The sequence below is a fragment of the Cellulosimicrobium sp. NPDC055967 genome (assembly GCF_042269845.1).
Taxonomy (GTDB): domain Bacteria; phylum Actinomycetota; class Actinomycetes; order Actinomycetales; family Cellulomonadaceae; genus Cellulosimicrobium.
On the sequence record NZ_JBHJYJ010000005.1, the window covers coordinates 291,000 to 315,923 of the forward strand.

A 24,924-nucleotide genomic window follows, 5' to 3' on the forward strand; every position below is an offset into this window, starting at 1 on the left:
CCGCACCCGCCGCCCGGCGGGGCGCACCGACACCGGAGGTCGTCATGCTCACCGCACTCACCGGGGCCGTGGTCCCCACGCAGGCCGTCGCGTCCGTGACGCACGCCGGCTGGGGACCCGGACCGTGGTGGTTCGTCTTCCCCCTGCTGTGGTTCCTGCTGTTCGCGTCCGTGATCTTCCTCGTCGCGCGCCGTGCACGCCGCGGCTGGGCCCCGGGCGGCCCGAACGGCTGGCGCACGGCTGGCCCGGACCCCGTCGCGATCCTCGGCGAGCGGTACGCGCGCGGCGAGATCGACGAGCAGGAGTACCGCTCGCGCCTCGCGGTCCTGCGCGAGGGTCGCCCCCAGCCCTGACGCCGAAAACGACGTTGCTGCCGTTATCCCGCGGATAACGGCAGCAACGTCGTGCTCGACGGCGAGGAATCGCCTGGTCGGCGTCAGGCGGAGGCGCCCACGGGCTCCTTCTCGCCCGACGGCGTTGCCTCCGCGGTCTCGGACGTCGCCGAGGTCGCGGTGGTGGTCGGCTCGGACGACGCGTCGTCGTCCTCGTCCACGAAGAGGTCCTCCGCGCTGGCGGACTCGTACTGCTCGAGGTCGAGGATGCCCTCGCGCTTGGCGACGATCGTCGGGACGAGCGCCTGGCCCGCGACGTTCACCGCGGTGCGGCCCATGTCGAGGATCGGGTCGATCGCCAGCAGCAGGCCGACGCCCGCGAGCGGCAGACCCACGGTCGAGAGCGTGAGCGTCAGCATGACGATCGCGCCGGTGAGGCCCGCGGTGGCGGCGGAACCGACGACGGACACGAACGCGATGAGCAGGTAGTCGGTGATCGACAGGTCGATGCCGAAGATCTGCGCGACGAAGATCGCCGAGATGGCCGGGTAGATCGAGGCGCAACCGTCCATCTTGGTCGTCGCGGCCAGCGGCACGGCGAACGACGCGTACTCGCTCGGGACGCCGAGGTTGCGCTCGGTGACGCGCTGCGTCACGGGCAGCGTGCCGATCGAGGAGCGCGAGACGAACGCGAGCTGGATCGCGGGCCACGCGCCCTTGAAGTAGCTCGAGATCTTCAGGCCGTTGGTGCGCAGGAGGATCGGGTAGACGACGAACAGCACGACCGCGAGGCCGACGTAGATCGCGACGGCGAACCACGCGAGCGAGGCGAGCGACGACCACCCGTAGGCGGCGATCGCGTAGCCGATGAGGCCGGCGGTGCCGATCGGCGCGAGGCGGATGATCCACCACAGCACCTTCTGCACGATCGCGAGCGCGGAGCGGTTGAACGCGAGGAACGGGTCCGCCTTCTTGCCCGACTTGAGCGCCGCGATGCCGATGACCAGCGCGACGACGAGGATCTGCAGGACGTTGAAGCTCACCGACGTCTCGGCGGCACCCGTGAGCGCGCCGTCGTCGCCCGTCGACAGGCGGGTCGACGCCCCGAGGCCCAGGACGTTGCCCGGGATGAGGCCGGTGAGGAAGTCGAGCCACGTGCCGGTGCGCCCGGCCTCGTAGGCGTCGTCGACGGACACCGAGGCGTTCTGGCCCGGGTTGAACAGCAGGCCCAGGCCGATGCCGACGGCCACGGAGATCGCCGCGGTGATGGCGAACCACAGGAGCGTCTGGCCGGCGAGGCGCGCGGCGTTGGTGACGGTGCGCAGGTTCGCGATCGACGCGACGATCGCGGTGAAGATGAGCGGCGGCACGACGGCCTTGAGCAGCGTGACGAACGACGAGCCGACGGTGTCGAGCGTCGTGGTCAGGCCGTTGGGGACCTCGCCGGCCGCGTCCTGCGGGCCCATGGCGAGGGCGAGGGCACCGAGGCCGACGCCGACCGCGAGGCCCAGCAGGATCTGGACGCTGAACGAGGGGAACCGGCGCTTCTTCGTCGCGGGTGCGGCGGCCGGGGCCTGGCTCACCTGCTGCGAGCCGGCCTTCGAGGAGGCCGGTGAGGGGGTCGAGGACACGGGGGACCTTTCGGGTGTCGCGAGCGCACGAGCGCCCGCTCTCGGGAGAGGGGCTCGGGACGTCGTCGCGGGGCGCCGGCAGCAGCGCGGCCCGGGCAGGGCGTCACGCCGGACGGCGTGAGGTCCTGACGTCGCGGGGCGCGCCACGCACGTCAGCGGCTCGGGTCGCGAGGCGACCCGGGGTCCTGACGGGTGTGCGGAGGCGGAGAGGCGTCAGCGGCGACGGGGGGTCAGCGACACAGCGCGCTGGCGACTCGACGGAGGTCGACGTCGCGGCGCTGGGTGAGCTGCCAGGCAGGCACGCTGACGAACACGAAGGTTCTCCCGGAACGGTGGGTTCTCGCTGGAAAGCGGGCAGTCGGACGCCCGCGGCAACCGATCATACCCGCTGGTGCACAACGACCCGACCGGGGGCGCTATTCCCCGCCCCCCGCGAGATAGCGATCCCCCGCCGAGATAGCGACGCTCGGCACCGTTTTTCCAGGGTTCGGGGCCGGGCGTCGCTATCTCGCGAGGTCAGGCGTTGGGGGCGTCGAGGAAGGCGTGCAGGAGCGGGCCCGCGGTGACGGCGCCGCCGTCGCCGGTCTCGACGAACACGGCGACCGCGAGGTCGCCCTGGGTGGCGATCATCCAGGCGTGGGACTGGCTGCCGTCGCCGTACTGGGCGGTGCCCGTCTTGGCGCCGGGCTCCCCCGGGAGGTCCTGGAGGATCGACGCCGACCCCTCGGTGACGACGGCGCGCATGAGGTCGCGCAGCGTCGCCGCCTCCTCCTCGGTGAGGGTGCTCGCGGGCTGCTCGTCGGCGACGGTCTGCACGTCCGGGTGGACCAGGACGGGCGACACCGTGTGCCCGGCGGCGACGCTCGCCGCGACGGTCGCCATCGCCAGCGGCGAGGCCTGGACCTTGCCCTGCCCGATCATCGACGCGGCGTGCTCGGTGCCCTGCGAGTCGGTCGGGACGTCACCGAAGAACGCGGGCGCGCCCAGCTCAGACTCGACGCCCAGCCCGAGCGACGCGGCGGCGTCGTGCAGCGCCTGCTGCGTCACCGTGTCCCGCTGCCCGATCATCGCCGTGTTGCACGAGTTGGCGAACGCGGTGCGCAGCGGCACGTCGCCGAGGGCCGCCGTCGGGTAGCCCGGGACGTTCTGGAACTCGCGGCCGTCCACGGAGATCGTGGGCGGGCACGCGACGGTCGTGTCGGGCGTGAGCCCCGCGCGCAGCATCGCGAGCGTCGTCGCGACCTTGAAGGTCGAGCCCGGCGCGTACTGGCCGGTGGTCGCGGTCGAGAGCCCCTCGCCCGCCGTCGAGCTCGCCGCGGCCAGCACCGCCCCCGTCGAGGGCTGGATCGCGACGATCGCGCTCGGCCCCTGCCCCGCCAGCACCGCCTCGGCGGCGACCTGCATGTCCGGCCGGATGGTCGTGCTGAGGGGGACGCCGTCCACCGGGTCCACCGAGAAGACCTCGGTCACCTCGCCGTCGGCGTCGCCCTCGCCCGGCACGACCTCGATCGACAGGCCCGGGACACCCCGGAGCTGCTCGTCGTACTGACGCTGGAGGCCGGAGAGCCCGACCTGGTCACCGGCGGCGATCGCGCCCTCGGACTCCTCGACGATCTCCGCCGTCGCGTCCCCCACGCGCCCGAGGATGGGGCGCGCGAACTCGCGCGTCGGCGCGAGCGGGAGCTCGTCGTCGAGCACGCGGACGCCGTCGACCCCGCGCGCGGCGTCGACGTCCACGCCCGCGGTGTCCTCGGTGCGGACGGTGATCGCCTCGACGAACGCCTTCTCCCCCGCGCCCGCGACGCGCTGCGCGTACTCCTCCGGGTCGAGCCCGACGACCGCGGCGAGCTCGCGCGCGGCGCGGTCCCAGGCGCCCGAGGCGACGAGGGTCTTGTCGACGCCGATCCGGTAGACCGGCCGGTCCTGGACGATCGGGACGTCGTCCGCGCCGAGGATGCCTGCACGCACGGCGGGCACGCGGTTCACCGCGAGCCGGTCCCCCTGGCCGAGCTCGGGGACGAGCACGTCCGGCTCCCACACGACGTCCCAGGCCCCGGGCCCGTCCTCGCCGTCGGCCGCCTCCGCGAACGACAGCTCCGCCGTCGTCGTGTACTCCCAGGCCTGCTCCCCGGCGACCTCCCAGCGGTAGGCAAGCGTCGCCGTCGCGCGGTCGCCCGCGTCGTCGCCCTCCTCCACGACGTCCACCGTGGAGACCTCGACCGTGCGCTCGTACGGCGCGAGCGGCTCGAGCACGGCCTCGAGGTGGGCCTGGACGTCCTTCGCGGCGCCGTTGCGGAACTCCAGGGCGCTGACGTCGCCCGCCTCGATCGCCTGCGCGAGCGCGTCCGCCGCGTCCTGCGCCTCCGGCCGGTCGGGCGTGCACGCGGCGAGCGGCAGGGCCAGGACGGGCGCGAGCGCCGCGGCGCTCGCCCAGCGCACGGCCCGGTGCCGGAGGCGCGGACGGACCTGCGTGGTCGTCCGGCCGTGGTCGTGCGCGACGCTGCTCACTCGCTGCTCCCCTGCTCCGTGCCGTTCGGGACGGGAGGGACGCTACCTCACCCCCCGGACGTCCCGGACCTCCGGGGCGAACCGGCCCGGTTCGTCCCCGGCTTCTTCACGCCGGGCGCGCGGGCGAGGCCGGCCGAGCCGTCAGTCGGGCGTGACCGGGCTGATCGCGTACCAGAGGCGGATGCTCTCGTCCCCGCCCGGCCCGGGCTCGTGGCTGATCTGCACGGACGTGACGACGTCGCCGTTGGACCCGTTGATGCCGGTGCGCTCGCGCGTCCCGCCCGCGCGCGACGCGTCGAGCGACGCGGGCAGCTCCTCGAGCCAGCGGTCCACCTGCGACCGGGGGAGGCCGAGCACCTCGGCGTCGGCGACGAGCTGGTCGTGGACCGCCTGGCCGCCGGACAGGGTGCGGAACACGTTGATCGTGCTCACGTACCCGCGCCGCGGCTGGATCGTCAGCTCCTCGGCCGTCGTGGACCACGTGCCGTCGGCGAGGGTCAGCTCGACCTGTGCCGCGCCGTCGGGCACCCGCACGACGGCCTGCGACTCGCCCAGCCCCACGGACTCCGCGGTGATCGGCCTGCTCACGTCCCAGCGCATGGGCTCGCCCCTCTCGATGTCCTCGATCGTCGCCGTCCCGGCCTCGCCGCCCGACGCCGTCCTACCGGTCGCCGTGCTCGTCCCGCCCGGGCTCGTGGTCGCGTCGTCCGGGCCGTCGAACGTCACGGTGCATCCCGTCACGACGAGCGATCCGGCGAGCGACCCGGTGAGCAGGACCGGGAGGACCGCGGCCCGCGCCGCCGCCCCTCGCCGCCCGCCTGCGTCGCTCCGGCTCACTGGTCCACGTCCACGTCCCACTCGGTCAGTCTGTCAAGGATGCGGCCGATGCGTGCGGGGTTCGTGAGCCGGTAGTCGTCGATCCGGTCGGACACGTCCGTGCCGATGATCTGCGCGGCCTGGTCCGGGTGCTGGGTGACGAGCTGCTGGTACGCGGGCAGCGTGTCGTTCGAGATGTACTCCCAGCGGGTCGCCTGGTCGGCGATGTTGCCGCCCGGGAGCGGGGTCTCGACCGTCACGGTCCCCTGCACGGGGTTGTCGAAGGAGATGCCCGTGAACGGGATGCCGATGTTCTCGGGGCCGGGCGTCTCGACGCTCACCGTGAACGGGTCGTACTGCGCGTACGTGCCCGCGCCGGGGATCGACGGCTCGCCGACGAGCGTCATGAGGTACGTGAACGCCTCGCCCGTGACGGGGTGGCCGCGCATGGTCTGCCAGTCGTCGGCGATGATCTGGTTCTGCTCGCGCCACAGCAGCGCGGTGTTGCCGTCCGCGAGCGCCTGCGCGTCGCCCGCGCGCCCGGCCTCGATGTCCGACCACGCCTGGTACGCGGCGTCGTCGATGACGCCGGCCTCGAGCAGCCGCTCCATCTCCTCCATGCCGCCGTTCAGGTACGCCTCGTGCATGACGGCCTGGTCGACGAAGATCTCGCGCTGCATCGACAGGAACTGGTTCTCGTAGAACCCGAGCTCGGCGTCGGTCATGGTCGCGATCGCCTCGAGCGCCGCGCGGTCGACGCCGGGCGGGAGGGCCCGCGCACCGGTCGCGACGTCCTGCGCGAGCTGCCGCATCATGTCGAGGTCGAAGAACCCGGCGGCGAAGGACGGCCCGATCATCGCGGCCATGCCGGCCCACTGCATCCACGGGTGGTCGAGGTAGAGCTCGCCGTAGTACGTGTAGACGCCCTCGATGATCTCGCGGTTGGCCGACGCCCCGGCGGACGGGTCCCAGTCGGCGAAGTCGAAGCCCGCCTCGCCGGCGGCGACGCGCGTCCAGTGCGCGACGGCGAGGTCGGAGAACCCTGGGGAGTCGGGGTCGACGCCGAGCCGCACCATCTGGGCGTAGAGCGCGGCGACCTGGGCGTCCGTCGCGTTCGCGAGCCAGTCCGCGCGCTCGCTCGCGTCCATCGCGGCGTACTCGGCGGGGGTGGGCGTGGGGACGCTCTGCCGGGGGCCGCCGGGTCCCGACGGCGGACCGCCACCCGGGCCGCCGAGGGTGCCACCACCGTCGCTGCTGGCGGACTCCTGCTGGTCGGCGTCGGCGGCGAGCTGGTCGGCCGCGGCGTCGAGGAGGGTCGCGGTCGTGGCGAGCGAGGGGCCGAGGCTCGACGCCCAGTCGTCGCGGAACTCCGCGGCGTCGGGGCCCTCCCACCGGGTCGCGGCGTCGACGACGGACGTCACCTGCGCCCGGTGGGTCCGCAGCGCGTCCGCGCCCCCGCGCAGGGTCGACGCGAGCGCGCGCAGCGCCCGGACGTCCGCGCCCCACATGCCGCTCATGCCGTCCCCTCCCCGCACCTGCGCGTGTCCCCTCACGCGCACGTGTCGACAGCCTCGTCTCGACGGTCGCACGCCGACGGTACGCGGCGCGGGCGTCCGTCGCGATGGGGAGTGCTGCCCATCCCGCACGACGCGACGGGCGTCGTCGCGCGGGACGGGCCGCAAGACCCGCGGCCTCAGCTCAGGCGGCGTTCGAGGCGCACGGTCACGGTGTCGCCCACGTCCTTGCCGAGGCGCTTGCGCACGGCGGCGTTGAGCGACAGCATCAGCCCGCCGGCGCCGGTCGGCATCAGCCCGACGTTCCGCAGCGGCACGTCGTCGACGGTCGCGTCGACGCGCACCGACCGCAGGGAACCGAAGAGCTCGCGCGCCTCCGGCACCTCGACGCAGGGCCAGGTGTCGCCCTTGACGTCGACGCCGACGGGTGCGGTGAACGTGCGGTCGAGGGGGACGGGGTCGAACGGCACGGGTGCCTCCAGGTGGGTCGGGGTGCTGGTCGAGGTGCTGACCGGGCGCGACGCGCGAAGTCGTCGGTCGCGGCGTCGGCCGCTCAGCGCCGCCCGAGGGAGGCGCCCATGCGCTCCACGGCCTCGGAGAGCACGTCGACGCCCGTCGCGAGGTTGAGGCGCACGTGGCCCTCGCCGCCGGGGCCGAACCGGCGGCCGTCCTCCAGCGCGACGCGCGCCTGGTCGAGGAACCAACCGCGCGGGTCCTGTGCGGGCGCCAGGACGCCGTCGGGAGAGGGAACGCCGTCGATCCCTCGACAGTCGAGCCACGCGAGGTAGGTCGCCTCGCCGGGGCGGTAGCCGACGTCCGGCAGGTGCTCCGCGAGGAGGTCGGCGAGGAGCCACGCGTTGCGCTCGACGCCCGCGAGGACCGCGTCGAGCCACGCTTCCCCGTGGTCGAGCGCGGCGACGTGCGCGAGCACCGACACGTGCTGCACGCCGTGGCTCGCCTCCTCGGGGATCCTGCGCAGGTCGGCGGCGGCGTCGGCCCCGGCGACGGCCGCCGCGGCCTTGATACCCGGCAGGTTCCAGGCCTTGGACGCGGAGACGATCGCGACGGCCCGCTCGGAGCCCGGGACGGCGAGGAGCGGGGTGTGGGTCGTCGCCGGGCGGCCGTCGAGGCCCGGGCGCGTGAGCGGCGCGTGGATCTCGTCCGCGACGACGCGCACCCCGTACCGGGCGGCGAGCGCGAGCCCCGCCTCCAGCTCCGCGGGGGTGTGGGTCGTCCCGGTGGGGTTCTGCGGGTTGCACACGAGCCAGACGGCGCGGCGCCCGCTCCCGGGGCCGCTCCCGTTCGCGGCGGCGCCCGTCGCGTCGGCGAACGCGCGCTCGAGCGCGCCGAGGTCGAGCCGCCCGTCGGTGCCGAGCGGGGCGTCGACGACCCGCCGTCCCTCGTTCGCGGTGAACCCGTAGAACGGCGGGTAGACGGGCGGGTTCACGACGACCGCGTCGCCCGGAGCCGTGAGCACGCGCAGCACCTCGACGATCGCGAGCATGACGTCGGGCAGCGTGCGCGACGTCGACGCGTCGAACGACCAGCCCCACCGGCGCGCGGCGAACCGCGCGTACGCCTCGCCGTAGGCGGTGCCGACGTCGTACCCGGTGTCGCCCGCGCGCAGGGCCGCGGTGACGGCGTCGACCACGGCCTCGCACGGCGCGACGTCCATCTCCGCGACGAACAGCGGCAGCACGTCGGGGTCGAACGCGCGCCACTTCACCGACGTCCGACGGCGCAGCTCGTCGAGCGTGAGGACGTCCAGGGGTGTGCGCATCGTTCTCCTCCCTCGGTGCCGAACCCGGGACATCTCCTCAGGAAGCCGTGCGCGTGGGGAGCGACCCCGGGTTCGACGGGTCGATCCGGCCCACCCTAGGTCGTGTCCGGGGCCGCGGGGGTGGGGGCCGACTCCTCTGCGGCGGCGTTCGCCGGGCTCGTCGCGAGGACGACGCAGCCGCCCACCGCGGCGAGCGTCGCGACCACCGTGGGCACGGCCCAGCCCGACCGCACGACGTCGCCCAGCACCGCGAGCCCGACGATCCCGGGCACGAGCACCTCGAGGACGGACACGGTCGCGGCGACCGTGCCCACCGCGCCGCGCTCGAGCGCGCGCAGGTACGCGAGCGCGCCCGCGACGCCGCCCAGCACGATCGCGACGGCGAGCGGCTGGAAGACGGTGTCGAGCAGGTCGCCGGACGCGTGCGCGCCGCGCGCGGCGACCGCCGCCACCGAGTACCCGAGGCCGCCGAGCACGGCGAGGAGCACGGGGTGCCCGCGCCGGTACGCCGCGGCCGTGCCCACCGCGACGGCGGCCCCGGCGACGTTCACCCACGTCGCGAAGCCCGCCGGCGGGTGCGTCGCGGGCTGCTCCCCCGCGGCGAGCGCCAGCACGACGAGACCCAGGACGACGACGCCCATCGCCACGAGGTCCGTGCGGCGCAGCGTCGCGCCGAGCACGAGCCGCGCGAGCAGCACGACGACGACGAGCGACGCCGCGACGACGGCCTGCACGACGAACAGCGGCAGGTGGTCGAGGGCGAGCAGCGAGAGGAGCCACGCGACGCCGTCGATCACCAGCCCGCCGATGACGAGCGGCTGCGCGACGGCCGCGAGGCCGTGGGCGCGCCGCGTCGCGACGGCCTGCATGATCGTGCTCACCGCGTACAGGACGCTGGCGGCGACGGCGGCGAGGAGCGACAGGATCACGAGGTCTCGTCCCCCGCCGCGGCGGCGGGTCGGGACGGCGCGACGCCCGGAGCGGGCTCCGTCGGCGCGGTGCCCACCCCGCGCAGGAACCGGCCGATCACGGGGATCTCCGTGACCCCCTCCGCGCCGGCCATGACGAGCGCCTGCGCGGCGGCCTGCTCCGCCGAGTCGAGGACGACGTAGCGGCGGGTCCAGCCGGGGTCGAACTTGTCGTTGAACGTCGCGAGCGTCTCCACCTGCGTGCCCTCGGAGAACTTCTTGACGACGGGCCGCACGAGCTGGTCGAGCCGCGAGTCGCGCTCGCCCTCCATGAGCTCGCGCAGGACGGCGAAGTTGAGGCCCAGCCCGCGCTGGCCGCGCGCGACGAGCTCCGCGACCGTCGCGACGATCGTCGCGTCGACGAGACCGTTCGGCAGGTCGGGGACGTCGAGGCGGCGGCGCATGACGTCGAGCGACCAGCCGTCGATGTCGCTCGCGGGCACCCACTGGCAGAACGCGTCCACGCGCCCCTCGGCGGACCGGGTGACGGACAGCATGAGGCCGGTGTCGTGCGGGTCGAACAGGCGCGAGAGCGTCATGGAGAACCCCCGCTCGTCCTCGCCGCGCCGGGACTCGTCGCTCATCGCGACGACCTGGTCGCGCAGCGCGGGGTCGAGGGTCGTGGGGTCGTGGAACGTCGTCGTGTACCCGGCGCGCGCGACGCGGTTCACGGCCTGGCGCAGCGACTTGTGGGCCTTGCCCTCGAGCGTGAACGACGGGCAGTCGACGGTGGCCTCGTCGCCGAGGTAGGCCGGGAGCAGGCCCGACGCCTCGTAGACGGGCAGCCACGGCTCGCCCGCCGCCACGACCGCGACCTTCCAGCCGTTGCGCGCGACGTGGTCGAGGAACTCGGCCCAGACGAGCTCGCGCTCGGCGGACGGGCAGACCGGGTCGGGAGAGACGAGGCAGACGCCGTTGCGGACCGAGTGGGCGACGACGCCGTGGCCGACGAAGAACCAGTCCTTGTCGTCGCGCAGGGCGAAGTAGTCGAGCGTGCCGCCCCCGTGCGCGGCCACGACGGCGCGCGCCTTCTCCCGCTCGGCGAGGTGCTCCGCGGGCGTCGCAGGCCTGGGCGACCGCGGGGAGAGCAGCCACCAGAGCACGAGCACCACGAGCACGAGGTTCAGCACCGTCGCGACGACGGCGATCCCGCGGGCCGCGCTCTCGAGCTCGGCGTCGCCCGCGTCGCGCGCCGCGAGCACCACGGCGACCGCGACCACGACGAGGACGAGCGCGACCCCGATCGCGACGAGGAGCAGCACGGCCCGGCGCACCGCGCGCTGCGTGGGCAGGACGGGGAACGCGCGCCACTGCGTGAGGAGCCACCCGACCGCGAGCAGCACGACGGCCGCGGGCAGCGCGTGCCGGTGGTGCACCAGGTGCGCGACCGCCGTCAGGCCCAGGACCGCGCACGTGACGACCCACGAGAGGCGGTGGCCGTTGCGCAGCCCGCGCGCCGTGAGGAGCAGCACGAGTGCGGCGAGCAGGATGCTCGACGCACGGCTGCTCGCCTCGACGCCCGGCAGGAAGTCCTGGAAGACGGTCAGCCGCTCCCAGAGCCGCCGCGCGACGAGGCCCGCGAGCGAGAGCACCGCCAGGACCACGACGACGGTCGCGGCGACCCGGCGCACGCGGACGCGGTGCCGCTGGGCCGCGAGCGGGGAGTGCCGCCCCGTCGCGACGAGCGCCCCGTCGGCCCCGGCGGCGGGCGCGGCTCGCGACGCGCCGGACGACGCGCTCGGTGACGGGCTCGGTGACGGGCTCGGCGACGCGCTCGGTCGGGGGGTCTCGTCGGGCACGCTCCGATCATCCGCCAGGCCCGTCCCGACCGCGCGGGCGGGCGGCCACGGGGCGCGGCCGCGACACGAGCGCGGGGACACCCGGCGTCGGGACGCTCCGGGTCCGGACCGTCAGGCGTCGGGAGCGGTCAGGCGTCGTCCCGGGCGGGAGACGAGGACCGCCCGCCGCGCGCGTGGGCGGGGCGCTCGTCGTCGTTCACCCAGCGCCAGACGCGCGTCACGACGAACCACACGACCGCGGCCGCGACGACCGCGATGACGACCTTCTGGAGCACGCCCGCGTACTCCTCCACGACGTGCCACTGCTCGCCGAGCGCGTACCCGGCGTAGACGAAGATCGTGTTCCACACAAGGCTGCCCGCGGCGGTGAGCGCGGTGAACTTCCACAGCGGCATGCGCTCGACCCCGGCCGGGATCGAGATGAGGCTGCGGAAGATCGGGATGAAGCGGCCGAAGAAGACGGTCGCGCCGCCGTGCTTGAGGAAGAACTGCTCGGTGCGGTCGACGTCCGCGACCTTGACGAGCGGCAGCCGCTCCGCGATCCAGCGCGTGCGCTCGCGCCCGACGAGCGCCCCGACCAGGTACAGCGCCAGTGCCCCGACGATCGACCCGGCCGTCGTCCACAGGATCGCCTCGACGAGGCCGAAGCTGCCCTGGCTCGCGGTGAAGCCCGCGAGCGGGAGGATGATCTCGCTCGGCAGGGGCGGGAACAGGTTCTCGAGCGCGATCGCGATCGCAGCACCGACCGGGCCCAGCGTCTCCATGAGGTTCACGGCCCAGCCCGCGACGCCGTCGAGCGCGGGCTCCGCCGTCGACGCGGCGGGCAGGGCGGCCGAGAGGGCGGTCGAGAGTCCGGAGGGCATGGTTCCCGAGCCTAGGCGAGCGACCCGACCCCGCTGGGCCGATGCGGGCCGGACCGTGTGGAGGTCTCGTGCGGAGGCGCGCGGAGTCTCGTGGCGTGCGGGGCCACCTCAGTCGCGCACCAGCGCGTCGATCCTCCGGACCGGGTCCCAGGCGCCCGCCTCGCCGTTGGAGACGACGACGACCGTCACGCCCGGCCTCCCGGCCGGCGGGAGACCGACCGGGACGGGTCCGCCCGCGTCCGGGTAGTGGCGCAGCATCGCGCTCGACCCGGTGTTGATCCCCTCCTTGTACGCGGAGCGCACGGAGCCGTCGGCGAGCAGCTCGAACTCGAGCCCGAACCCGTAGTGCACGCTCGCCGCGCGCTCGACGCCCTCGGCGTCCTTGTCGTCCGTCTCGTCCGTGTCGCCGTCGTCGTGCTTGACCTGCGGCGTGAGGAACGCGCGCGTGAGGTCGGGCGGCAGGAGCTCGCCGCCCCGGACCGCGGACCAGAACCGGGCGAGGTCGCGCGCGGTGACGTGCGCGCCGCCGTCGGGCGAGCCGACGGGCGGGTAGGAGTAGATGTTCTGCCGCCAGCCGGTGACGGGCCCCTCGTCGTCCGGACCCTCGCGGACGGGCTCCCAGCCCTCCGCGACGTCGGGCTCGGCCTCGTCCATGCGGAAGAACCCGGAGCGGTCCATGCCCGCCCGCGCGAAGACGTGCTCGCGGACGTGCTCGCGGTAGGTCGTCCCCGTGACCTTCTCCAGCGCGAGGCCCGCGAGGACGAACCCGACGTTGCAGTACCGGCAGCCCTCGCCCGGGGCGAAGTTCGGCTCCTTGTGGACGAACCCGGGCAGGAAGTCGGCCGTGCGCGTCACCGAGTAGCTCGGCCGGTCGACCCACAGCGCCTCGTACGACTCGCCCGCCTCCTCGTCGGCGTCGTCCGCGATGCCCGACGTGTGGGTGAGCAGGTGCCGTACCGTCACCTCGCGCGGGATCGTCGTGCCCTCGAGGTCCACGTGGTCGTGGATGCGGTCGTCGAGCCCGAGCCGCCCCTCCCCGACCTGCTGGAGCACCGCGACGGCGGTGAACAGCTTGGTCACGGACGCGACGTCGAACCGCGTGCTCGTGCGGACGGGCACGCCCCACCGGCGCGACGCGACGCCGTACGCGCGCTCGAACAGCGGGTCGCCGTCACGCTCGATCCGCACGACGCCGGAGAAGGCGTCGGCGTCGGCCGCCGCGCGCAGGTGGGTGTCGAGGGCAGCCAGGGCGTCGTCGTCGAGCGCGGTCATGCCACGACGGTAGGCGGACGACTCCCGGCGCGGCCAGGGCTTTGCGGGTGCCGGTGGCGGGCGCCGCCCCTGGGAGCGCTGTCAGAGTACGGTCGCGGTATGGCGACCTCGACGACCCCCGCGCTCGGCGTGATCCTGCCGCGCGAGCTGCCCGCCGACCAGATCGTGCCGTTCGCGCGCCGCGCCGAGGAGGTGGGCCTCGACGAGGTGTGGGTCGTCGAGGACCTCACGTTCCACGGCGGGATCGCGCAGGCCGCGACCGTCCTCGCCGCGACGCAGCGCCTCACCGTCGGCATCGGGATCCTGCCCGCCGCGACGCGCGCGCCGTCGACCGCCGCGATGGAGGCAGCGACGCTCGCCGCCCTGCACCCGGGCCGCCTGCACCTGGGCATGGGGCACGGCATGCCCGCGTGGATGCGGCAGATCGGCGTCTGGCCCGCGAGCCCGCTCGCGATGCTCGAGGAGACGACGTCGGCCGTCCGCGCGCTGCTGCACGGCGAGCGCGTCACGGCCTCGGGCCGGTACGTCACGGTCGACGACGTCGCGCTGCACGCCCCGCCCGCCTCGCCGCCGCCCGTGCTCGCCGGGGTGCGCGGCCCGCGCTCGCTCGAGGTGTCCGGCCGCGTCGCCGACGGGACGATCCTCGACATGCCCGTGACCCCGGAGTACCTGGCCGTCGCGCGCGGCGCGATCGACGCGGGGCGCGCGAGCGCGGGCGACGCCGCCCCGCCCGAGCACCGCGTCGTCGCCTTCTCCCTCGGCGCGGTGCACGACGACGTCGCGACCGCCCGCGCGATCGTCCGGCCGCACCTCGCCGTCCTGGGCGAGGCCGACTGGTCGGCGCAGATCGACCCGCTGCCGTTCGCCGACGACTTCCGCGCCCTGCGCGACGCGAGCGACTCCCCCGAGGCCTTCGCCGCCGCGATGCCGGACGCGTGGGTCGACGCGCTCGCCGTCGTCGGTCCGCCCGACGTCTTCCGCGCCCGGCTCACCGAGCTGGGCGCGGGCGGGGTGTCGAGCGTCGTGCTCGTCGCGACGAGCCCCGACCCCTCCCGCCCGGACGACCCGTTCGCGGCGCTCGACGCGCTGGAGGCGGTGGCGCACGCGGCTCAGTAGCGCCAGGCGCGCATGTCCTCCTGGTACGTGCGCTGCACGGTCGGGGACAGCAGGGTCGACGACGGCAGGTCGCGCGGCGGGTTGTCGGCGGGCAGGCGCGTGGTCGCGGCGAGCGACGCCGCGTCGTGGAACCGCAGCCCCTCCGGGAGGGGTGTGCGCGCGAAGAGCCCGGGGACGTCGTCGGGCTCCCCGATATCCCCGGCCCCAGGTGCCGCCGGCCCGGGGAGGGAGAGCGCGAAGCCCCACTCGCCGAACGACGGCACGTTGACCGTGAGCGGCACGACGGCCCGGTCGGGCGCTGCGGCGCGGACGGTCGCCACGACCTGCCAGAACGCGTCCGGCGTGAAGTAGGTGGACGTCGCCTGGGTCGCGAACGCGCCGCCGGGCCGCAGGTGCGCGGCGACCATGCCGTAGAACTCCTGCGAGTACAGCTTGGCGACGCGCTCGGTGGACGGGTCCACGAGGTCGACGAGCACGACGTCGAACGTCTGCGGGGTGTCCTCGACCCAGCGGAAGGCGTCGGCGTTGACGACCGTCACGCGCGGGTCGTCGAGCGCGTGCTCGTTGAGGTCGGTGAGGAGCCGGTTCTCGCGCGCGAGGTCGGTGACCGCGGGGTCGAGGTCGACGAGCGTGACCTCCTGCACCGAGTCGTACCGCAGCACCTCGCGCGCGAGGAGGCCGTCGCCGCCGCCGAGGATCGCGACGGACGCGGGCGCGGCCACGGACGTCATCGCCGCGTGCGCGAGGGTCTCGTGGTACCGGGCCTCGTCGACGGAGGAGAACTGGAGCTGGTTGTCCAGGTAGAGCCGGGTGTCGCCGCGGTACTCGGTGACGACGACCTGCTGGTACGCGCTGCGCTCCTGGGCCACGACCGGGTCCTGGTACATCCCGGCGCTGATGCGCGTCTCGAGCCACGTGGACGCGGCGAACCCGGCGAGGAGGACGACGAGCGTCACGCCGGCGAGCGCGGTCCAGCGCGGCGGGTGGCCCATGCGCGCGAGCATGAAGGCCGCGACGGCGACGTTGAGCACGGCGACGGCGAACGCGGTGCGGACGAGTCCGAGGTACGGCAGCAGGAGGAACGGGAACAGCAGCGACGCCGCGAGCGCCCCGAAGTAGTCGAGCGCGAGCACCTTCGACAGCAGGGAGACGGACCCCTCGCGCCCCCGCTCCTTGAGCACCGCGACCAGCAACGGGATCTCGACGCCGATCGCCGTGCCGATCGCGAGCGACAGGATCACGAACACGACCCACGCGAGCTCGGTCGACGCGTACGCCCAGAACAGCGCGAGCACCGACGTGCCGCCGAGGAGCGAGAGCACGAGTTCGTTGCGGACGAAGCTCAGCCCCGCGGTGCGCTGGAGCCGGGGCGCGAGGAGCGAGCCGAGGCCCATGCCGAACAGCGTGAGCCCGGTCGCGACGGAGAACGCGACGACGGAGTCGCCGAACAGGTACGACGCCGCCGTCCCGAGGATGAGCTCGTAGACGAGGCCCCCGACGGCGACGAGCAGCGCGGCGGCGAACACCGTCGGGCGGTCCATGCGGTGCGCGCGCCCGGCGCGGCCGGCCGCGGGGGCGACGCCGTCCTCGGGGGCCGCGGGCGCGTCGGGCGGGAGCTCTTGCTGGTCGAGCACGGTCAGGAGCTGATCGTCCCCGCGATGATGAGGCCGATCGCGACGGCGAGGCCCGCGATCATCACGCCGAACGCGACGTTGTGCTCGTCGACGAGCTCGCGGTGCAGGTTGAGCCGGAACACCTTGTTGGCGACCACGAGCGTGACGAGCAGCAGGACGATGCCGAGCGCCGAGTACAGGATGGTCGAGAAGAAGGACCAGAGGAACGCCAGCGGGGCGGCGGCGGTTGCGATCACGGTGTCTCCCGGAGTCAGGTCGTGGGGCGGTCGGGTGCGTCGGGCAGGAACGGCGGTCGGCGGCCGGGCACGGCGTCCCGCCCGCAGGGGCGTCCGACGGTCGGGCGGGTCACTTGCCGAGACCCCCGCCACCGCCGCCGTACACGGAGCGGCGCACGCACGTGCCGCTCTGCTCGGTGGTGGTCACCTCGCCGGACGGTGCGACGGTCTCGACGGTGCGCGGCGTGCACGCCCCCTCGCCCGTGGCGGCGCGAGCCGTGCACGACGCGACGAGCCCGACGAGCACGACGGCGGCGACCGCGAAGGCCACGAACCGCCCCCCGGGGAGCGTGCGCGGCGCGACGCGACGCCCGAAGAGGCGACGCTGCTCCGCGGCGTCGAGGCGCCGGCCGCGGTAGACGGCGGTCACGGGGCCGAGCGGGCCGGTCGTGCGCTCGATCGAGACGATCGTCCCGTGGGCCGAGAGGTCGACGTACTCCACCTGCTGCCCGACGACGAACGGCTCGGCGAACTGCCCCTCGACGTGCTCGACCCGGCCCGTGCCGCGCTCGCGCACGACGAGCGAGTACTGGCGCCCGTCCAGGCGCAGGCCGAGCGTGCGCCCGGTGTGCAGCGCGGAGAGGTCGACGACCGGCGGCCACGCCTCGGTCGGGTGCAGCAGCGTGACGTCGCGCGTGTCGTGGTCGTACTCGACCCAGACGTCCGCGCCGTCGTGGGCGAGGAGCTGCCACTCCTCCCACGTGAACGTGGTGCCGCCGTGCACGGTCGACAGCACGGCGACGGCGCGCGGCGTGGCGCGGTGTGGCGGCGCGCCGACGAGGTCCTCGCCGACCCGCATCGCGAGCCGCGGGCGGGTCCGGCTCACACGAGGCTCCGCACGGCGACGTCGGCCGCGCCCCATGCGTCGGCGAGCAGGGTGCGCACGTCGTCGGTGAACGTGGCCGACGCCGGGGGCCGGCAGGTCGTGAGCGTCACGTAGGCGGTGCCGTGCTCGGGCCACGTGTGCACGGCGAGGTGCGACTCGGCGAGGAGGATCACGACGCTCGTGCCCTGGGGCTCGAAGCGGTGGGACGCCTCGCCGAGCGGCGTCATCCCCGCGTGCCGCACGATCGCGTCGAGGCACCCGCGGACGGTCGGGTCGTCGTCGAGCAGCGCGGGGTCCGCGCCCGTCACGTCGAAGACGTGGACGAGGTTGCGCTGCACGCCCGCTCCCCCTTGTCGCGCTCCTCGGTCCGTGGCCCGCACGCGGGTGAGCGGCCCGCTGTCCGGTGGCCGCGCCGTCGGGCCGCGCACACCCTAGCCGACCGACGCAGCGGCGGGTGCGCTCAGTCCGGGCGCCGCGACCGGTCCCTACAGGAGTCAGGTCCGCACCCACGACGTGGAGGTCATCATGACCGCTCGGCTCAGCCCCTACCTGAACTTCGACGGCGACGCCCGCTAGGCCGTCGAGTTCTACGGCACCGTGTTCGGCGTCACGCCGGACATCAGCACCTACGACTCGATCGGTCCGGTGGACGATCCCGCGCAGGCGAAGAAGGTCATGCACTCCCAGCTCCCGATCGAGGGCGTCGGGACGCTCATGGCGTCCGACGTCCCGCCGGGGACGACGCTCACGGACCACGCGTCGGTCGCGCTGTTCGGCGAGCCGGCCGACCGCGACCGCCTGCGCGCCTGGTTCGCCGCGCTGTCCGACGGCGCACGGGAGGTCATGGCGATGGAGACGGCGCCGTGGGGCGACGAGTTCGGCATGCTCACCGACCGGTTCGGCGTCGGGTGGCTGGTGAACGTCGCCGGCGCCACGACGCCCTGATCGGGGCGCGCAGGTCCGGTTGCCCTCAGGCGTGCGGCGCGAGCTCGGAGGAGGTGCCCCAGGGAGCGAACGACACGGGTGGCACGTAGGGTCGTCCCGCTCACGAGACGGGAGACCTTCCACCATGACGGACGGAGCGACCGGCGGCGTCCAGATCGAGGACGACGCGCGGCACTGGGTGATGTGGGGAGAGATCGACTTCTCCGTCGCCCACGCGGTCAAGGAGCGCCTCGCCGCGACGATCGGCCACCGGCCGTGGACCATCGACCTCTCGCGGGTCACGTTCATGGACTCCGGCGGCCTCCATCTGGTGCTCATGGGGACGCGGACGGGGTACCGCCCCCGGCTCCTGCGCACGCCTGGGCACGTGCTCCAGCTGCTCGAGTTCAGCGGGGCGCTCGACCTCGTCGAGCTCGCCGAGACCGCTGCGGGCGCCCCGGACCCTGACCCTCCGCACGAGCGCTCGGCCGGCTGAGCCGCGCGCTCCCCCTCCCCGCCGCCCCTCGACGGGCTCTCCGCGGAGACGCGCCGCCCGACGCGTCGTCACGGGGGCCGGGCTGTCGGCGTGCGAGCTCCGGCAGCCCCTGCCATGCTGACGGACCTGGGGGCAAAACTCGCACAGCAGACAAAAAGGAGAAATCCATGGGTTGGCTCGCGTACATCGTCCTCGGCCTCGTCGCCGGTCTCATCGCGCGTGCGGTGCTGCCGGGAAAGCAGACGGGCTCGCTGATCATCACGATCCTGCTGGGCATCCTCGGGGCGCTGCTCGGTGGGTGGCTCGGCTCGGTCTTCTTCGGCACGGCGCTGGGTGACCTGGGCGACTTCCGGACCTGGCTCCTCGCGATCCTCGGCTCGCTGATCACGCTCGGGATCTACGGCGCGGTCACCAAGGGGAACCGACGCAACGCCTGACGGGCACCGACCGACCGGGGGGCTTCATGGACGACCTGCCGACCATCGCGGTCCCGACCGACGACGACGAGCTCACCGCCTCCCACCCGCCCGAGGGCTACCGCCCCGTCCGGGAGTGGGTGCTGAGCACGACCGAGGGGCTCTCGGCACTCCGTTCCGGAGTGGTCCAGGCTCTGGAGGCGGAGGGCGTGGTCACGACCGGGCGGCTGTCCGCCACCCCCGACACGCTCGTCCTCATCGCGTCGGAGCTCGCGACCAACGCACTGCGTCACGGGCTGCCGCCGACGATCGTGCGGCTCGCCCGCACCGACGACCGGTTCCTCCTCGAGGTCGCCGACCACGACGTCTCGCACGAGCCGGTCTACGCCGGGCGCCGCATCCCCGGTGCCGGGGGCGTCGGTCTCCACATGGCCCGCCAGCTCTCGCTGGACGTCGGGTGGTACCGCACCGAGACGGTCAAGACCGTGTGGGCGACGTTCGCCGCCTGACGGACGGCTCCACGCACGACACGACGCCAGGCCCGCCCCGTCCGGAGAACCGGACGAGGCGGGCCTGGCGTCTGCTGTCGGCGCCTGCCGGTCAGCCGCAGGTGGTCGCGTCGTACGGCGCGACGACCTCGGTGGAGACCTGCTCGCCGTCGACCGTGGCCGACGCCGTGACGGTCGCCTCGCCCGCCTCGACGGACGTGCCGCGCACCGCGAACGACTGGTACGCGTTCGCCCCCGGCGCCACGGCGCCGAAGGCCTTGGTCCCGAACGGCGTGTCGAGCGTGACGTCCACGGGGACGTCCTCGCCGTTCGTCGCGCGCACGGCCACGTAGGCCTTGCCCGCGAGGCAGCGCGTCTGCGCGGTGACCGTCACGTCGAGCTCCGGCTCCTCGCCGTCGTCGCCGGCGTAGACCTGGGCGACCTCGGCGTCGGACAGCGCCCGGTCGAAGACGCGCACGTCGTCGATCGTGCCCGGCCAGTAGTCGACGGGGTTGCCGCTCCACTGCCCGCGCCCGATCGTCAGCGGGCCGGACGGCGTGGTGCCGCCGCACACGTCGGACTGGCCGACGAGCTCGCCGTTGACGTAGAGCTTCAGCTTCTGGTCGGCCGCGTCGCGGACGCCCACGACGTGGTACCAGTCGCCCAGGACGGGCTGCACGACGTACTCGGCGCGCGGCTCGCCCTCGTAGGAGAAGGCCCACCGGCCGCCCCCGCCGTACTGGAGGTAGAACGCGCTCGAGCCGAGCGACGAGTCCTGGCCGACGATCGTCGACCACGCGCCGCCGGGCGTCTTGTCGAGCTGCGCCCACGCGGAGATCGTGTACGAGCCGGTCGTGTCGACGACGGGACCCTCGGTCGTGAACGACTGGTTCGTGCCGTTGAGCTTGATCGCGGACCCGGACTCGCCGTGCCCGGCGACCCAGGTGCCCGCGCCCGACGCCGGGTGGTCGCCCACGCCGTCGGCCGCCGTCGTGCCCTGGCCCTCGTCGAACGACCAGCGGCCCGTGCCGGTCAGGCCCGGGGTGCCGGGGTCGACGGGCGCGGAGCCCTGCTTCGCCGCCGCGACGACGCGCTCGTTGACCTCCTTGACGCGCGCGGCGTCCATCTTGAGCACGCGGCGGTCGTAGGTGTAGAAGCCGTTGAGCTCGTTCTCGACGTCGGAGATCTCGGTGTACACCGAGCCGGACAGGTAGCACTGCGCGGGCCGGACGAGCTTCTCCGTGTTCTGCACGTACGCGTCGGTCAGCGCCTCGCTGTTCGCGACGCCGCCGTACGGGTTGGCCGAGACGCCCGGCCACATGTGGCCCGGCACGCTCATCGAGAAGCCGCCGTGCTCGCCGTCGATCGCGGCGCGCGTGGCGTCCGGCTTCGGCAGGGCCGGGCCGGTGTACTGGTGCCAGTCGATGATGTCGCCCGTCTTGGAGTCACCCTTGGACGCGCAGCAGTTGTAGCCCGAGTGCGTGTTGAGGATGCGGCTCGGGTCGTACTCGTCGATCGTGTTGCCGATCCGCGCCGTGTCGGCGAGGTTCCACTCGCCCCAGCCCTCGTTGAACGTGACCCATCCGACGATCGACGGCACCGAGCGGTGCTGGTCGATGATGTCCTTCATCTCCTGCTCCCAGAAGACGCGGGACGCCGGGTTCGTGTCGCCGTTGTTGAACCAGCCGCTCGGGATGTCCTGCCAGATCATCAGGCCCAGCGTGTCGGCGTGGTAGTAGAACCGCGCGGGCTCGACCTTGATGTGCTTGCGCAGGGTGTTGAAGCCCAGGTCCTTGTGGGCCTGGATGTCGAACACGTACGCCTCGTCGGACGCGGGCGTGTAGATGCCGTCGGGCCAGTAGCCCTGGTCGAGCGTCGACATGAGGAAGGTGTTCTCGCCGTTCAGCAGGATGCGCTGGACGCCGTCCACCTCGGAGACCTCGATCGAGCGCATGCCCGCGTAGGAGGCCACCGTGTCTGTGGAGTCGCCGTCGGAGAGCGTGACCTCGACGTCGTAGAGGTACGGGTCCTCGGGCGACCACAGGTGCGCGTCCGGGATCTCGACCGCGAGCAGCTCGTTCGCGGCGCCGGTGACGGTGCCGACCTCGGCGCCCTCGGCGTCCCGCACGACGGCGGTCACCTCGGCGTCGTCGGACGCGGAGGCCGACTGCGTGGTCACCGCGAGCACGCCGGCCTCGACGTCGGGCGTCGTGACGACGGCGTCGATCGCCGCCGTCGGGACCGGCTCCATCCACACCGTCTGCCAGATGCCCGACGTCGGGGTGTAGAAGATGCCACCCGGGTTGAGCGTCTGCTTGCCGACGGCCTGGTTGCTGCCGTCCGTCGTGTCGACGGCGCGCACCACGAGCTCCTGCTCGGCGCCCTCGACGAGCGCGTCGGTGACGTCGAACGAGAACGACTCGTACCCGCCGCGGTGGGTGCCGACCTCGGTGCCGTTCACGTACGCGGTCGCGACGTAGTCGACCGCGCCGAAGTTCAGGCGCAGGCGGTTGTCGCTCCCGACCGCCCAGTCCTGCGGCACCTCGAACGTACGCCGGTAGAACATGTCGTCCTCGCGACGCTCGATGCCCGACAGCGCGGACTCGACCGCGTACGGGACGACGATCTCCTCGTCGAGGTCGCGGCCGCTCGGCACGGCGTCGTCGGACTCCGCCGCCTCGAACTGCCAGACGCCGTTGAGGTTCTGCCACGCGTCGCGCGTGAGCTGCGGGCGCGGGTACTCCGGCAGGGGGTTGGTGGGGTCGAAGTCGTCCGCCCACGGGGTCTGGATCCGGAACTCGGACCCGTTGGTGACCGGCAGGTTGAGCGAGCCGACCTTCTCGCCGCCGACAGTGAGGTCGCCCTCGCCGTCGTAGACCAGGCGGGCGGTCGACGCGCGGTCGACGGGCTCGGCGAGCGTGATGCCGAGGACGTCGCCCTGCGCCGCGACCTGCGCGACGGGCCACGCGAGCTGGTCCACCTGGACCTTGAGGTGGTCGACGAGGCTCTCGTCGACGCCGCCCGCGGCGCCCTGGAACGTCACGTTGAGGCTCGTGCCGTCGCTCTCGAGCGCGGCCTGCGCGGGGAAGACGACGAAGTCGTCGGGGTAGGTGAACGCGTCGGTCGGCACGATCTCACGTTCCTGCGACGGGCTCTGCCACCGCAACCGGAGGTGCGCGCCGCCGGTGTTCTGGAACATCTCCATGCGGAACGAGTACTCCTCGCCCGCCTGGAGCTGGACCGGGGCGGAGTTCTGCTCGACGTCCCAGTCGTCGACCCAGTGGTCGATGACGAGCTGGTCGTCGATCCACAGCCGGAAGCCGTTGTCGCCGATCGCGGAGAACGTGTACGCCTCGCTGTAGTCCGGCGTGATCTTGCCCGTCCAGCGCGCGGAGGTGCGCTCGCCGCGGCCCGTGAGCTCGGCGAACGTCGGGACCAGGTTGGGGAACTCGATCCGCTGGTCGGGGATCGTGGCCTTGAGGTCGGTGAGCGGCCAGCCGGGGCCGCCGGACAGGAAGTACTCGCCCTTGAGGCCGTTGTCGAGCGCGAGGTCCTGGGCCGCGACGTCGGTCGCGCCCGCCTCGTCCGTGGTCGTGGCCGCCGGCGTCGCGGTCGCCCCGACCGCCGTCGCCACGGCCAGGGGGACGGTCAGCGCGGCGGCCAGCGCCGCCACGACGATCCTCGCCGGTCTGCCCCGTGGTGGTGCTACCGCTGTCATGGACTGCATCCGTGCTTCCTCCTCGTCGAGTGAATCCAAGGACTGCTCCGACGCGGCGGCGTACCGGGCTCCCGTGTCCGGCGGTCGCCCTCCTTGGCGCACCGCGACGTCTCCCCAGAATCAAACAACTTCCACCAGAAAAAGACAACAGGTAACAGCACACGACATCGCGTGGCGGCGCCCACGGACCCGAGAAACGCCGAACCCGGGGTCGCTCCTCACCTGACGGCTCAGGTGAGGAGCGACCCCGGGTTCGGCGACGGGTGCGGGTGGGTCAGCGGTGGATGAGCGAGGTCCAGTCGGACGGCACGCGGTCGGCCGGCGCGGGCGAGCCCTGCTCCGGCGGGCGCGAGAGCGGCGCGGCGAGGTGCGGACCGTCGAGCACCTGCGACGTCTCGTAGTCCCAGTACCAGTCCTCGCCGGGCTCGAACGAGCGCATGAGGCGGTGGCCGGTCTCCTGGAAGTGCGCCGTCGCGTGCTGGGCCGGCGACGTGTCGCAGCACCCCACGTGGCCGCACGTCGCGCAGCGGCGCAGGTGGACCCACCACCCGCCGGCCGCGTCACACTCCGCGCAGCCCGTCCCGCTGGGCGGGACCGCCGGGTCCACGGCGGCCCGGAGCTGCGCGCCCAGGGCCTCGTCGAGCCCGTCCCCCGTGACGCTCACCGGCGGCTCACCGGGTCCCGACGGCGGACGGCCGCACGACGGGTGCCCACGACTCGGGGTCGAGCGCCGGTGCCGGCTCGGCGTCGTCCCAGGCCCGGCAGTCGTCGATCGTCGCGGCGAGCAGCGCGCGCAGGCGCTCGTCCGGGTCCGGCACGCACGCCTCGGCGATGCCCTGCACCGCCGCGGAGATGATGCTCGGCGCGGCGTCGCGCACGAACCGGCTCGGCCGCAGCCGCGCGCCCTCGCAGAACCGCTGCGCCCAGCGCGCCGTGCGCGGGCAGCTCGCGAGCGCGTCCGCCGACTCGGCGCTCAGCGTGCCCGCGGGGCGGTCGTCGAGGACGTCGAGCATCTTCTCCGCCCCGATGATCGCGACGGCGAGCGTCTGCTGCCGGTCCGCCGGGGCGATCGGCAGCGCCGCGACGGCGGCGCGCAGCGAGATGCGCACGTCCCAGTGCGGGTCGTCGCTCGTCAGCCCGATGACGGACGGGATGAGCGGCGCGAGCTTGGGGCGCTCCGGGTCGACCGTGAGGTCGTTCACGGCGCGCGCCAGCATCGCGAGCAGCGGGTGCGTGCACCGTGGATGGTCGCTCCACCGCTCCCCCGCGAGGTAGGACGCGAGCTCCATGAAGCACGCGCCCTTCTTCGGGTTGCGGTGCTTGCCACGGCCCAGCATCGGCAGCATGTCGTAGGTGTCGGTCACGAGGTCACCCCCACAGGCGGGTCCGGTCCTTCGTCCAGTCTGCGCCGGGGCCGGGTCGTTGGCAACGGGAGGAGTGACGCCGGTCACGTCGATGCCGGGTGCCTTAGGCGCGAGGCCCCACCTCAGACGCCTCAGGGTCGCGGACGGGCACCGCCTAAGGCCCCCTCCCTCGAACGGTGCGCGG

24 protein-coding genes are annotated in these 24,924 nt (G+C 74.0%); 6 read left to right on the forward strand and 18 right to left on the reverse strand.

Features of this window, described 5'->3' with window-relative positions; all coding sequences use genetic code 11:
* The first annotated feature begins 44 nt into the window (after nucleotides 1–44).
* Nucleotides 45–353, forward strand: a complete 309-nt coding sequence (locus ACFC2L_RS09670; protein ID WP_375824088.1) for an SHOCT domain-containing protein — start codon at nucleotides 45–47, stop codon at nucleotides 351–353.
* Between the two features lie 83 nt (nucleotides 354–436).
* Here the strand turns inward: ACFC2L_RS09670 and ACFC2L_RS09675 are convergent, their stop codons facing one another.
* The 11 genes from ACFC2L_RS09675 to ACFC2L_RS09725 all read right to left on the reverse strand — a co-directional run bounded on the left by ACFC2L_RS09675 (nucleotide 437) and on the right by ACFC2L_RS09725 (nucleotide 13,483).
* On the reverse strand, nucleotides 437–1,915 hold the full coding sequence (locus ACFC2L_RS09675) for a dicarboxylate/amino acid:cation symporter (protein ID WP_375824134.1): 1,479 nt from the start codon (nucleotides 1,913–1,915) through the stop codon (nucleotides 437–439).
* Between the two features lie 278 nt (nucleotides 1,916–2,193).
* Nucleotides 2,194–2,346, reverse strand: coding sequence for a putative leader peptide (locus ACFC2L_RS09680; protein ID WP_375824089.1), 153 nt, complete (start codon nucleotides 2,344–2,346; stop codon nucleotides 2,194–2,196).
* 133 nt (nucleotides 2,347–2,479) lie between these two features.
* Nucleotides 2,480–4,471, reverse strand: a complete 1,992-nt coding sequence (locus tag ACFC2L_RS09685) for a penicillin-binding transpeptidase domain-containing protein (RefSeq protein WP_375824090.1) — start codon at nucleotides 4,469–4,471, stop codon at nucleotides 2,480–2,482.
* A gap of 141 nt (nucleotides 4,472–4,612) precedes the next feature.
* A complete protein-coding gene (locus tag ACFC2L_RS09690) occupies nucleotides 4,613–5,308 on the reverse strand; it encodes a hypothetical protein (RefSeq protein WP_375824091.1) in 696 nt (231 codons plus the stop codon).
* Complete coding sequence (locus ACFC2L_RS09695) at nucleotides 5,305–6,804, reverse strand: WXG100 family type VII secretion target (protein ID WP_375824092.1); 1,500 nt, start codon at nucleotides 6,802–6,804, stop codon at nucleotides 5,305–5,307. Before ACFC2L_RS09695 ends, ACFC2L_RS09690 begins: the two co-directional genes overlap by 4 nt.
* 176 nt (nucleotides 6,805–6,980) lie before the next feature.
* Nucleotides 6,981–7,271, reverse strand: coding sequence for a DUF1905 domain-containing protein (locus tag ACFC2L_RS09700; protein ID WP_375824093.1), 291 nt, complete (start codon nucleotides 7,269–7,271; stop codon nucleotides 6,981–6,983).
* Between the two features lie 83 nt (nucleotides 7,272–7,354).
* Nucleotides 7,355–8,581, reverse strand: coding sequence for a MalY/PatB family protein (locus tag ACFC2L_RS09705; RefSeq protein WP_375824094.1), 1,227 nt, complete (start codon nucleotides 8,579–8,581; stop codon nucleotides 7,355–7,357).
* Nucleotides 8,582–8,676: 95 nt separating this feature from the next.
* The gene (locus ACFC2L_RS09710) at nucleotides 8,677–9,510 is read right to left on the reverse strand and encodes a hypothetical protein (protein WP_375824095.1); all 834 of its coding nucleotides are present in this window, start codon (nucleotides 9,508–9,510) and stop codon (nucleotides 8,677–8,679) included.
* Complete coding sequence (locus tag ACFC2L_RS09715; RefSeq protein ID WP_375824096.1) at nucleotides 9,507–11,348, reverse strand: bifunctional lysylphosphatidylglycerol flippase/synthetase MprF; 1,842 nt, start codon at nucleotides 11,346–11,348, stop codon at nucleotides 9,507–9,509. The genes ACFC2L_RS09710 and ACFC2L_RS09715 overlap by 4 nt, the downstream gene beginning before the upstream one ends.
* A gap of 128 nt (nucleotides 11,349–11,476) precedes the next feature.
* Nucleotides 11,477–12,211, reverse strand: a complete 735-nt coding sequence (locus ACFC2L_RS09720; RefSeq protein WP_375824098.1) for a DedA family protein — start codon at nucleotides 12,209–12,211, stop codon at nucleotides 11,477–11,479.
* A gap of 108 nt (nucleotides 12,212–12,319) precedes the next feature.
* Nucleotides 12,320–13,483 (reverse strand): serine hydrolase domain-containing protein, encoded by a 1,164-nt coding sequence (locus ACFC2L_RS09725; protein ID WP_375824099.1) that lies wholly within the window; start codon nucleotides 13,481–13,483, stop codon nucleotides 12,320–12,322.
* A 99-nt stretch (nucleotides 13,484–13,582) separates the two neighbouring features.
* Here ACFC2L_RS09725 and ACFC2L_RS09730 point away from each other — a divergent pair, with 99 nt between their 5' ends.
* A complete protein-coding gene (locus ACFC2L_RS09730) occupies nucleotides 13,583–14,599 on the forward strand; it encodes an LLM class flavin-dependent oxidoreductase (protein ID WP_375824101.1) in 1,017 nt (338 codons plus the stop codon).
* Here the strand turns inward: ACFC2L_RS09730 and ACFC2L_RS09735 are convergent.
* The 4 genes from ACFC2L_RS09735 to ACFC2L_RS09750 all read right to left on the reverse strand — a co-directional run bounded on the left by ACFC2L_RS09735 (nucleotide 14,593) and on the right by ACFC2L_RS09750 (nucleotide 17,672).
* Nucleotides 14,593–16,233, reverse strand: coding sequence for a polyamine aminopropyltransferase (locus ACFC2L_RS09735; protein ID WP_375824102.1), 1,641 nt, complete (start codon nucleotides 16,231–16,233; stop codon nucleotides 14,593–14,595). The two genes, ACFC2L_RS09730 and ACFC2L_RS09735, sit on opposite strands and share 7 nt — an antisense overlap.
* Before the next feature lie 2 nt (nucleotides 16,234–16,235).
* On the reverse strand, nucleotides 16,236–16,469 hold the full coding sequence (locus tag ACFC2L_RS09740) for a DUF350 domain-containing protein (protein ID WP_047231757.1): 234 nt from the start codon (nucleotides 16,467–16,469) through the stop codon (nucleotides 16,236–16,238).
* Between the two features lie 109 nt (nucleotides 16,470–16,578).
* The gene (locus ACFC2L_RS09745; RefSeq protein ID WP_375824104.1) at nucleotides 16,579–17,334 is read right to left on the reverse strand and encodes a DUF4178 domain-containing protein; all 756 of its coding nucleotides are present in this window, start codon (nucleotides 17,332–17,334) and stop codon (nucleotides 16,579–16,581) included.
* Nucleotides 17,331–17,672, reverse strand: a complete 342-nt coding sequence (locus ACFC2L_RS09750; protein WP_375824105.1) for an S-adenosylmethionine decarboxylase family protein — start codon at nucleotides 17,670–17,672, stop codon at nucleotides 17,331–17,333. Before ACFC2L_RS09750 ends, ACFC2L_RS09745 begins: the two co-directional genes overlap by 4 nt.
* 259 nt (nucleotides 17,673–17,931) lie before the next feature.
* Between ACFC2L_RS09750 and ACFC2L_RS09755 the strand changes: the two genes are divergently transcribed.
* From ACFC2L_RS09755 to ACFC2L_RS09770, 4 genes are all read left to right on the forward strand, one after another.
* Nucleotides 17,932–18,279 (forward strand): VOC family protein, encoded by a 348-nt coding sequence (locus tag ACFC2L_RS09755; RefSeq protein WP_375824107.1) that lies wholly within the window; start codon nucleotides 17,932–17,934, stop codon nucleotides 18,277–18,279.
* Between the two features lie 124 nt (nucleotides 18,280–18,403).
* The gene (locus ACFC2L_RS09760; protein ID WP_375824108.1) at nucleotides 18,404–18,754 is read left to right on the forward strand and encodes an STAS domain-containing protein; all 351 of its coding nucleotides are present in this window, start codon (nucleotides 18,404–18,406) and stop codon (nucleotides 18,752–18,754) included.
* Nucleotides 18,755–18,921: 167 nt separating this feature from the next.
* Nucleotides 18,922–19,191, forward strand: coding sequence for a GlsB/YeaQ/YmgE family stress response membrane protein (locus tag ACFC2L_RS09765; RefSeq protein WP_053369168.1), 270 nt, complete (start codon nucleotides 18,922–18,924; stop codon nucleotides 19,189–19,191).
* A 26-nt stretch (nucleotides 19,192–19,217) separates the two neighbouring features.
* Nucleotides 19,218–19,679: an ATP-binding protein gene (locus tag ACFC2L_RS09770; RefSeq protein WP_375824110.1), complete on the forward strand. Its 462-nt coding sequence runs from the start codon at nucleotides 19,218–19,220 to the stop codon at nucleotides 19,677–19,679.
* A 91-nt stretch (nucleotides 19,680–19,770) separates the two neighbouring features.
* On the opposite strand, the gene ACFC2L_RS09775 is transcribed toward ACFC2L_RS09770, so the two are convergent.
* From ACFC2L_RS09775 to ACFC2L_RS09785, 3 genes are all read right to left on the reverse strand, one after another.
* Nucleotides 19,771–23,331, reverse strand: a complete 3,561-nt coding sequence (locus ACFC2L_RS09775; protein ID WP_375824112.1) for a LamG-like jellyroll fold domain-containing protein — start codon at nucleotides 23,329–23,331, stop codon at nucleotides 19,771–19,773.
* A gap of 319 nt (nucleotides 23,332–23,650) precedes the next feature.
* Nucleotides 23,651–24,040 carry a UBP-type zinc finger domain-containing protein gene (locus ACFC2L_RS09780; protein WP_168731367.1) on the reverse strand — a complete coding sequence of 130 codons (390 nt, stop codon included), beginning with the start codon at nucleotides 24,038–24,040 and terminating at the stop codon, nucleotides 23,651–23,653.
* Between the two features lie 7 nt (nucleotides 24,041–24,047).
* Nucleotides 24,048–24,740 (reverse strand): hypothetical protein, encoded by a 693-nt coding sequence (locus ACFC2L_RS09785; protein ID WP_253691315.1) that lies wholly within the window; start codon nucleotides 24,738–24,740, stop codon nucleotides 24,048–24,050.
* Nucleotides 24,741–24,924 lie beyond the last annotated feature (184 nt).

What these genes read in the sequence shown, in the direction of transcription:
- ACFC2L_RS09670 (WP_375824088.1), top strand. Translation starts at nt 45, where the DNA reads ATGCTCACCGCACTCACCGGGGCCGTGGTCCCCACGCAGGCCGTCGCG.
- ACFC2L_RS09680 (WP_375824089.1), bottom strand. Translation starts at nt 2,346, where the DNA reads ATGATCGGTTGCCGCGGGCGTCCGACTGCCCGCTTTCCAGCGAGAACC.
- ACFC2L_RS09695 (WP_375824092.1), bottom strand. Translation starts at nt 6,804, where the DNA reads ATGAGCGGCATGTGGGGCGCGGACGTCCGGGCGCTGCGCGCGCTCGCG.
- ACFC2L_RS09705 (WP_375824094.1), bottom strand. Translation starts at nt 8,581, where the DNA reads ATGCGCACACCCCTGGACGTCCTCACGCTCGACGAGCTGCGCCGTCGG.
- ACFC2L_RS09720 (WP_375824098.1), bottom strand. Translation starts at nt 12,211, where the DNA reads ATGCCCTCCGGACTCTCGACCGCCCTCTCGGCCGCCCTGCCCGCCGCG.
- ACFC2L_RS09725 (WP_375824099.1), bottom strand. Translation starts at nt 13,483, where the DNA reads ATGACCGCGCTCGACGACGACGCCCTGGCTGCCCTCGACACCCACCTG.
- ACFC2L_RS09730 (WP_375824101.1), top strand. Translation starts at nt 13,583, where the DNA reads ATGGCGACCTCGACGACCCCCGCGCTCGGCGTGATCCTGCCGCGCGAG.
- ACFC2L_RS09760 (WP_375824108.1), top strand. Translation starts at nt 18,404, where the DNA reads ATGACGGACGGAGCGACCGGCGGCGTCCAGATCGAGGACGACGCGCGG.
- ACFC2L_RS09765 (WP_053369168.1), top strand. Translation starts at nt 18,922, where the DNA reads ATGGGTTGGCTCGCGTACATCGTCCTCGGCCTCGTCGCCGGTCTCATC.
- ACFC2L_RS09770 (WP_375824110.1), top strand. Translation starts at nt 19,218, where the DNA reads ATGGACGACCTGCCGACCATCGCGGTCCCGACCGACGACGACGAGCTC.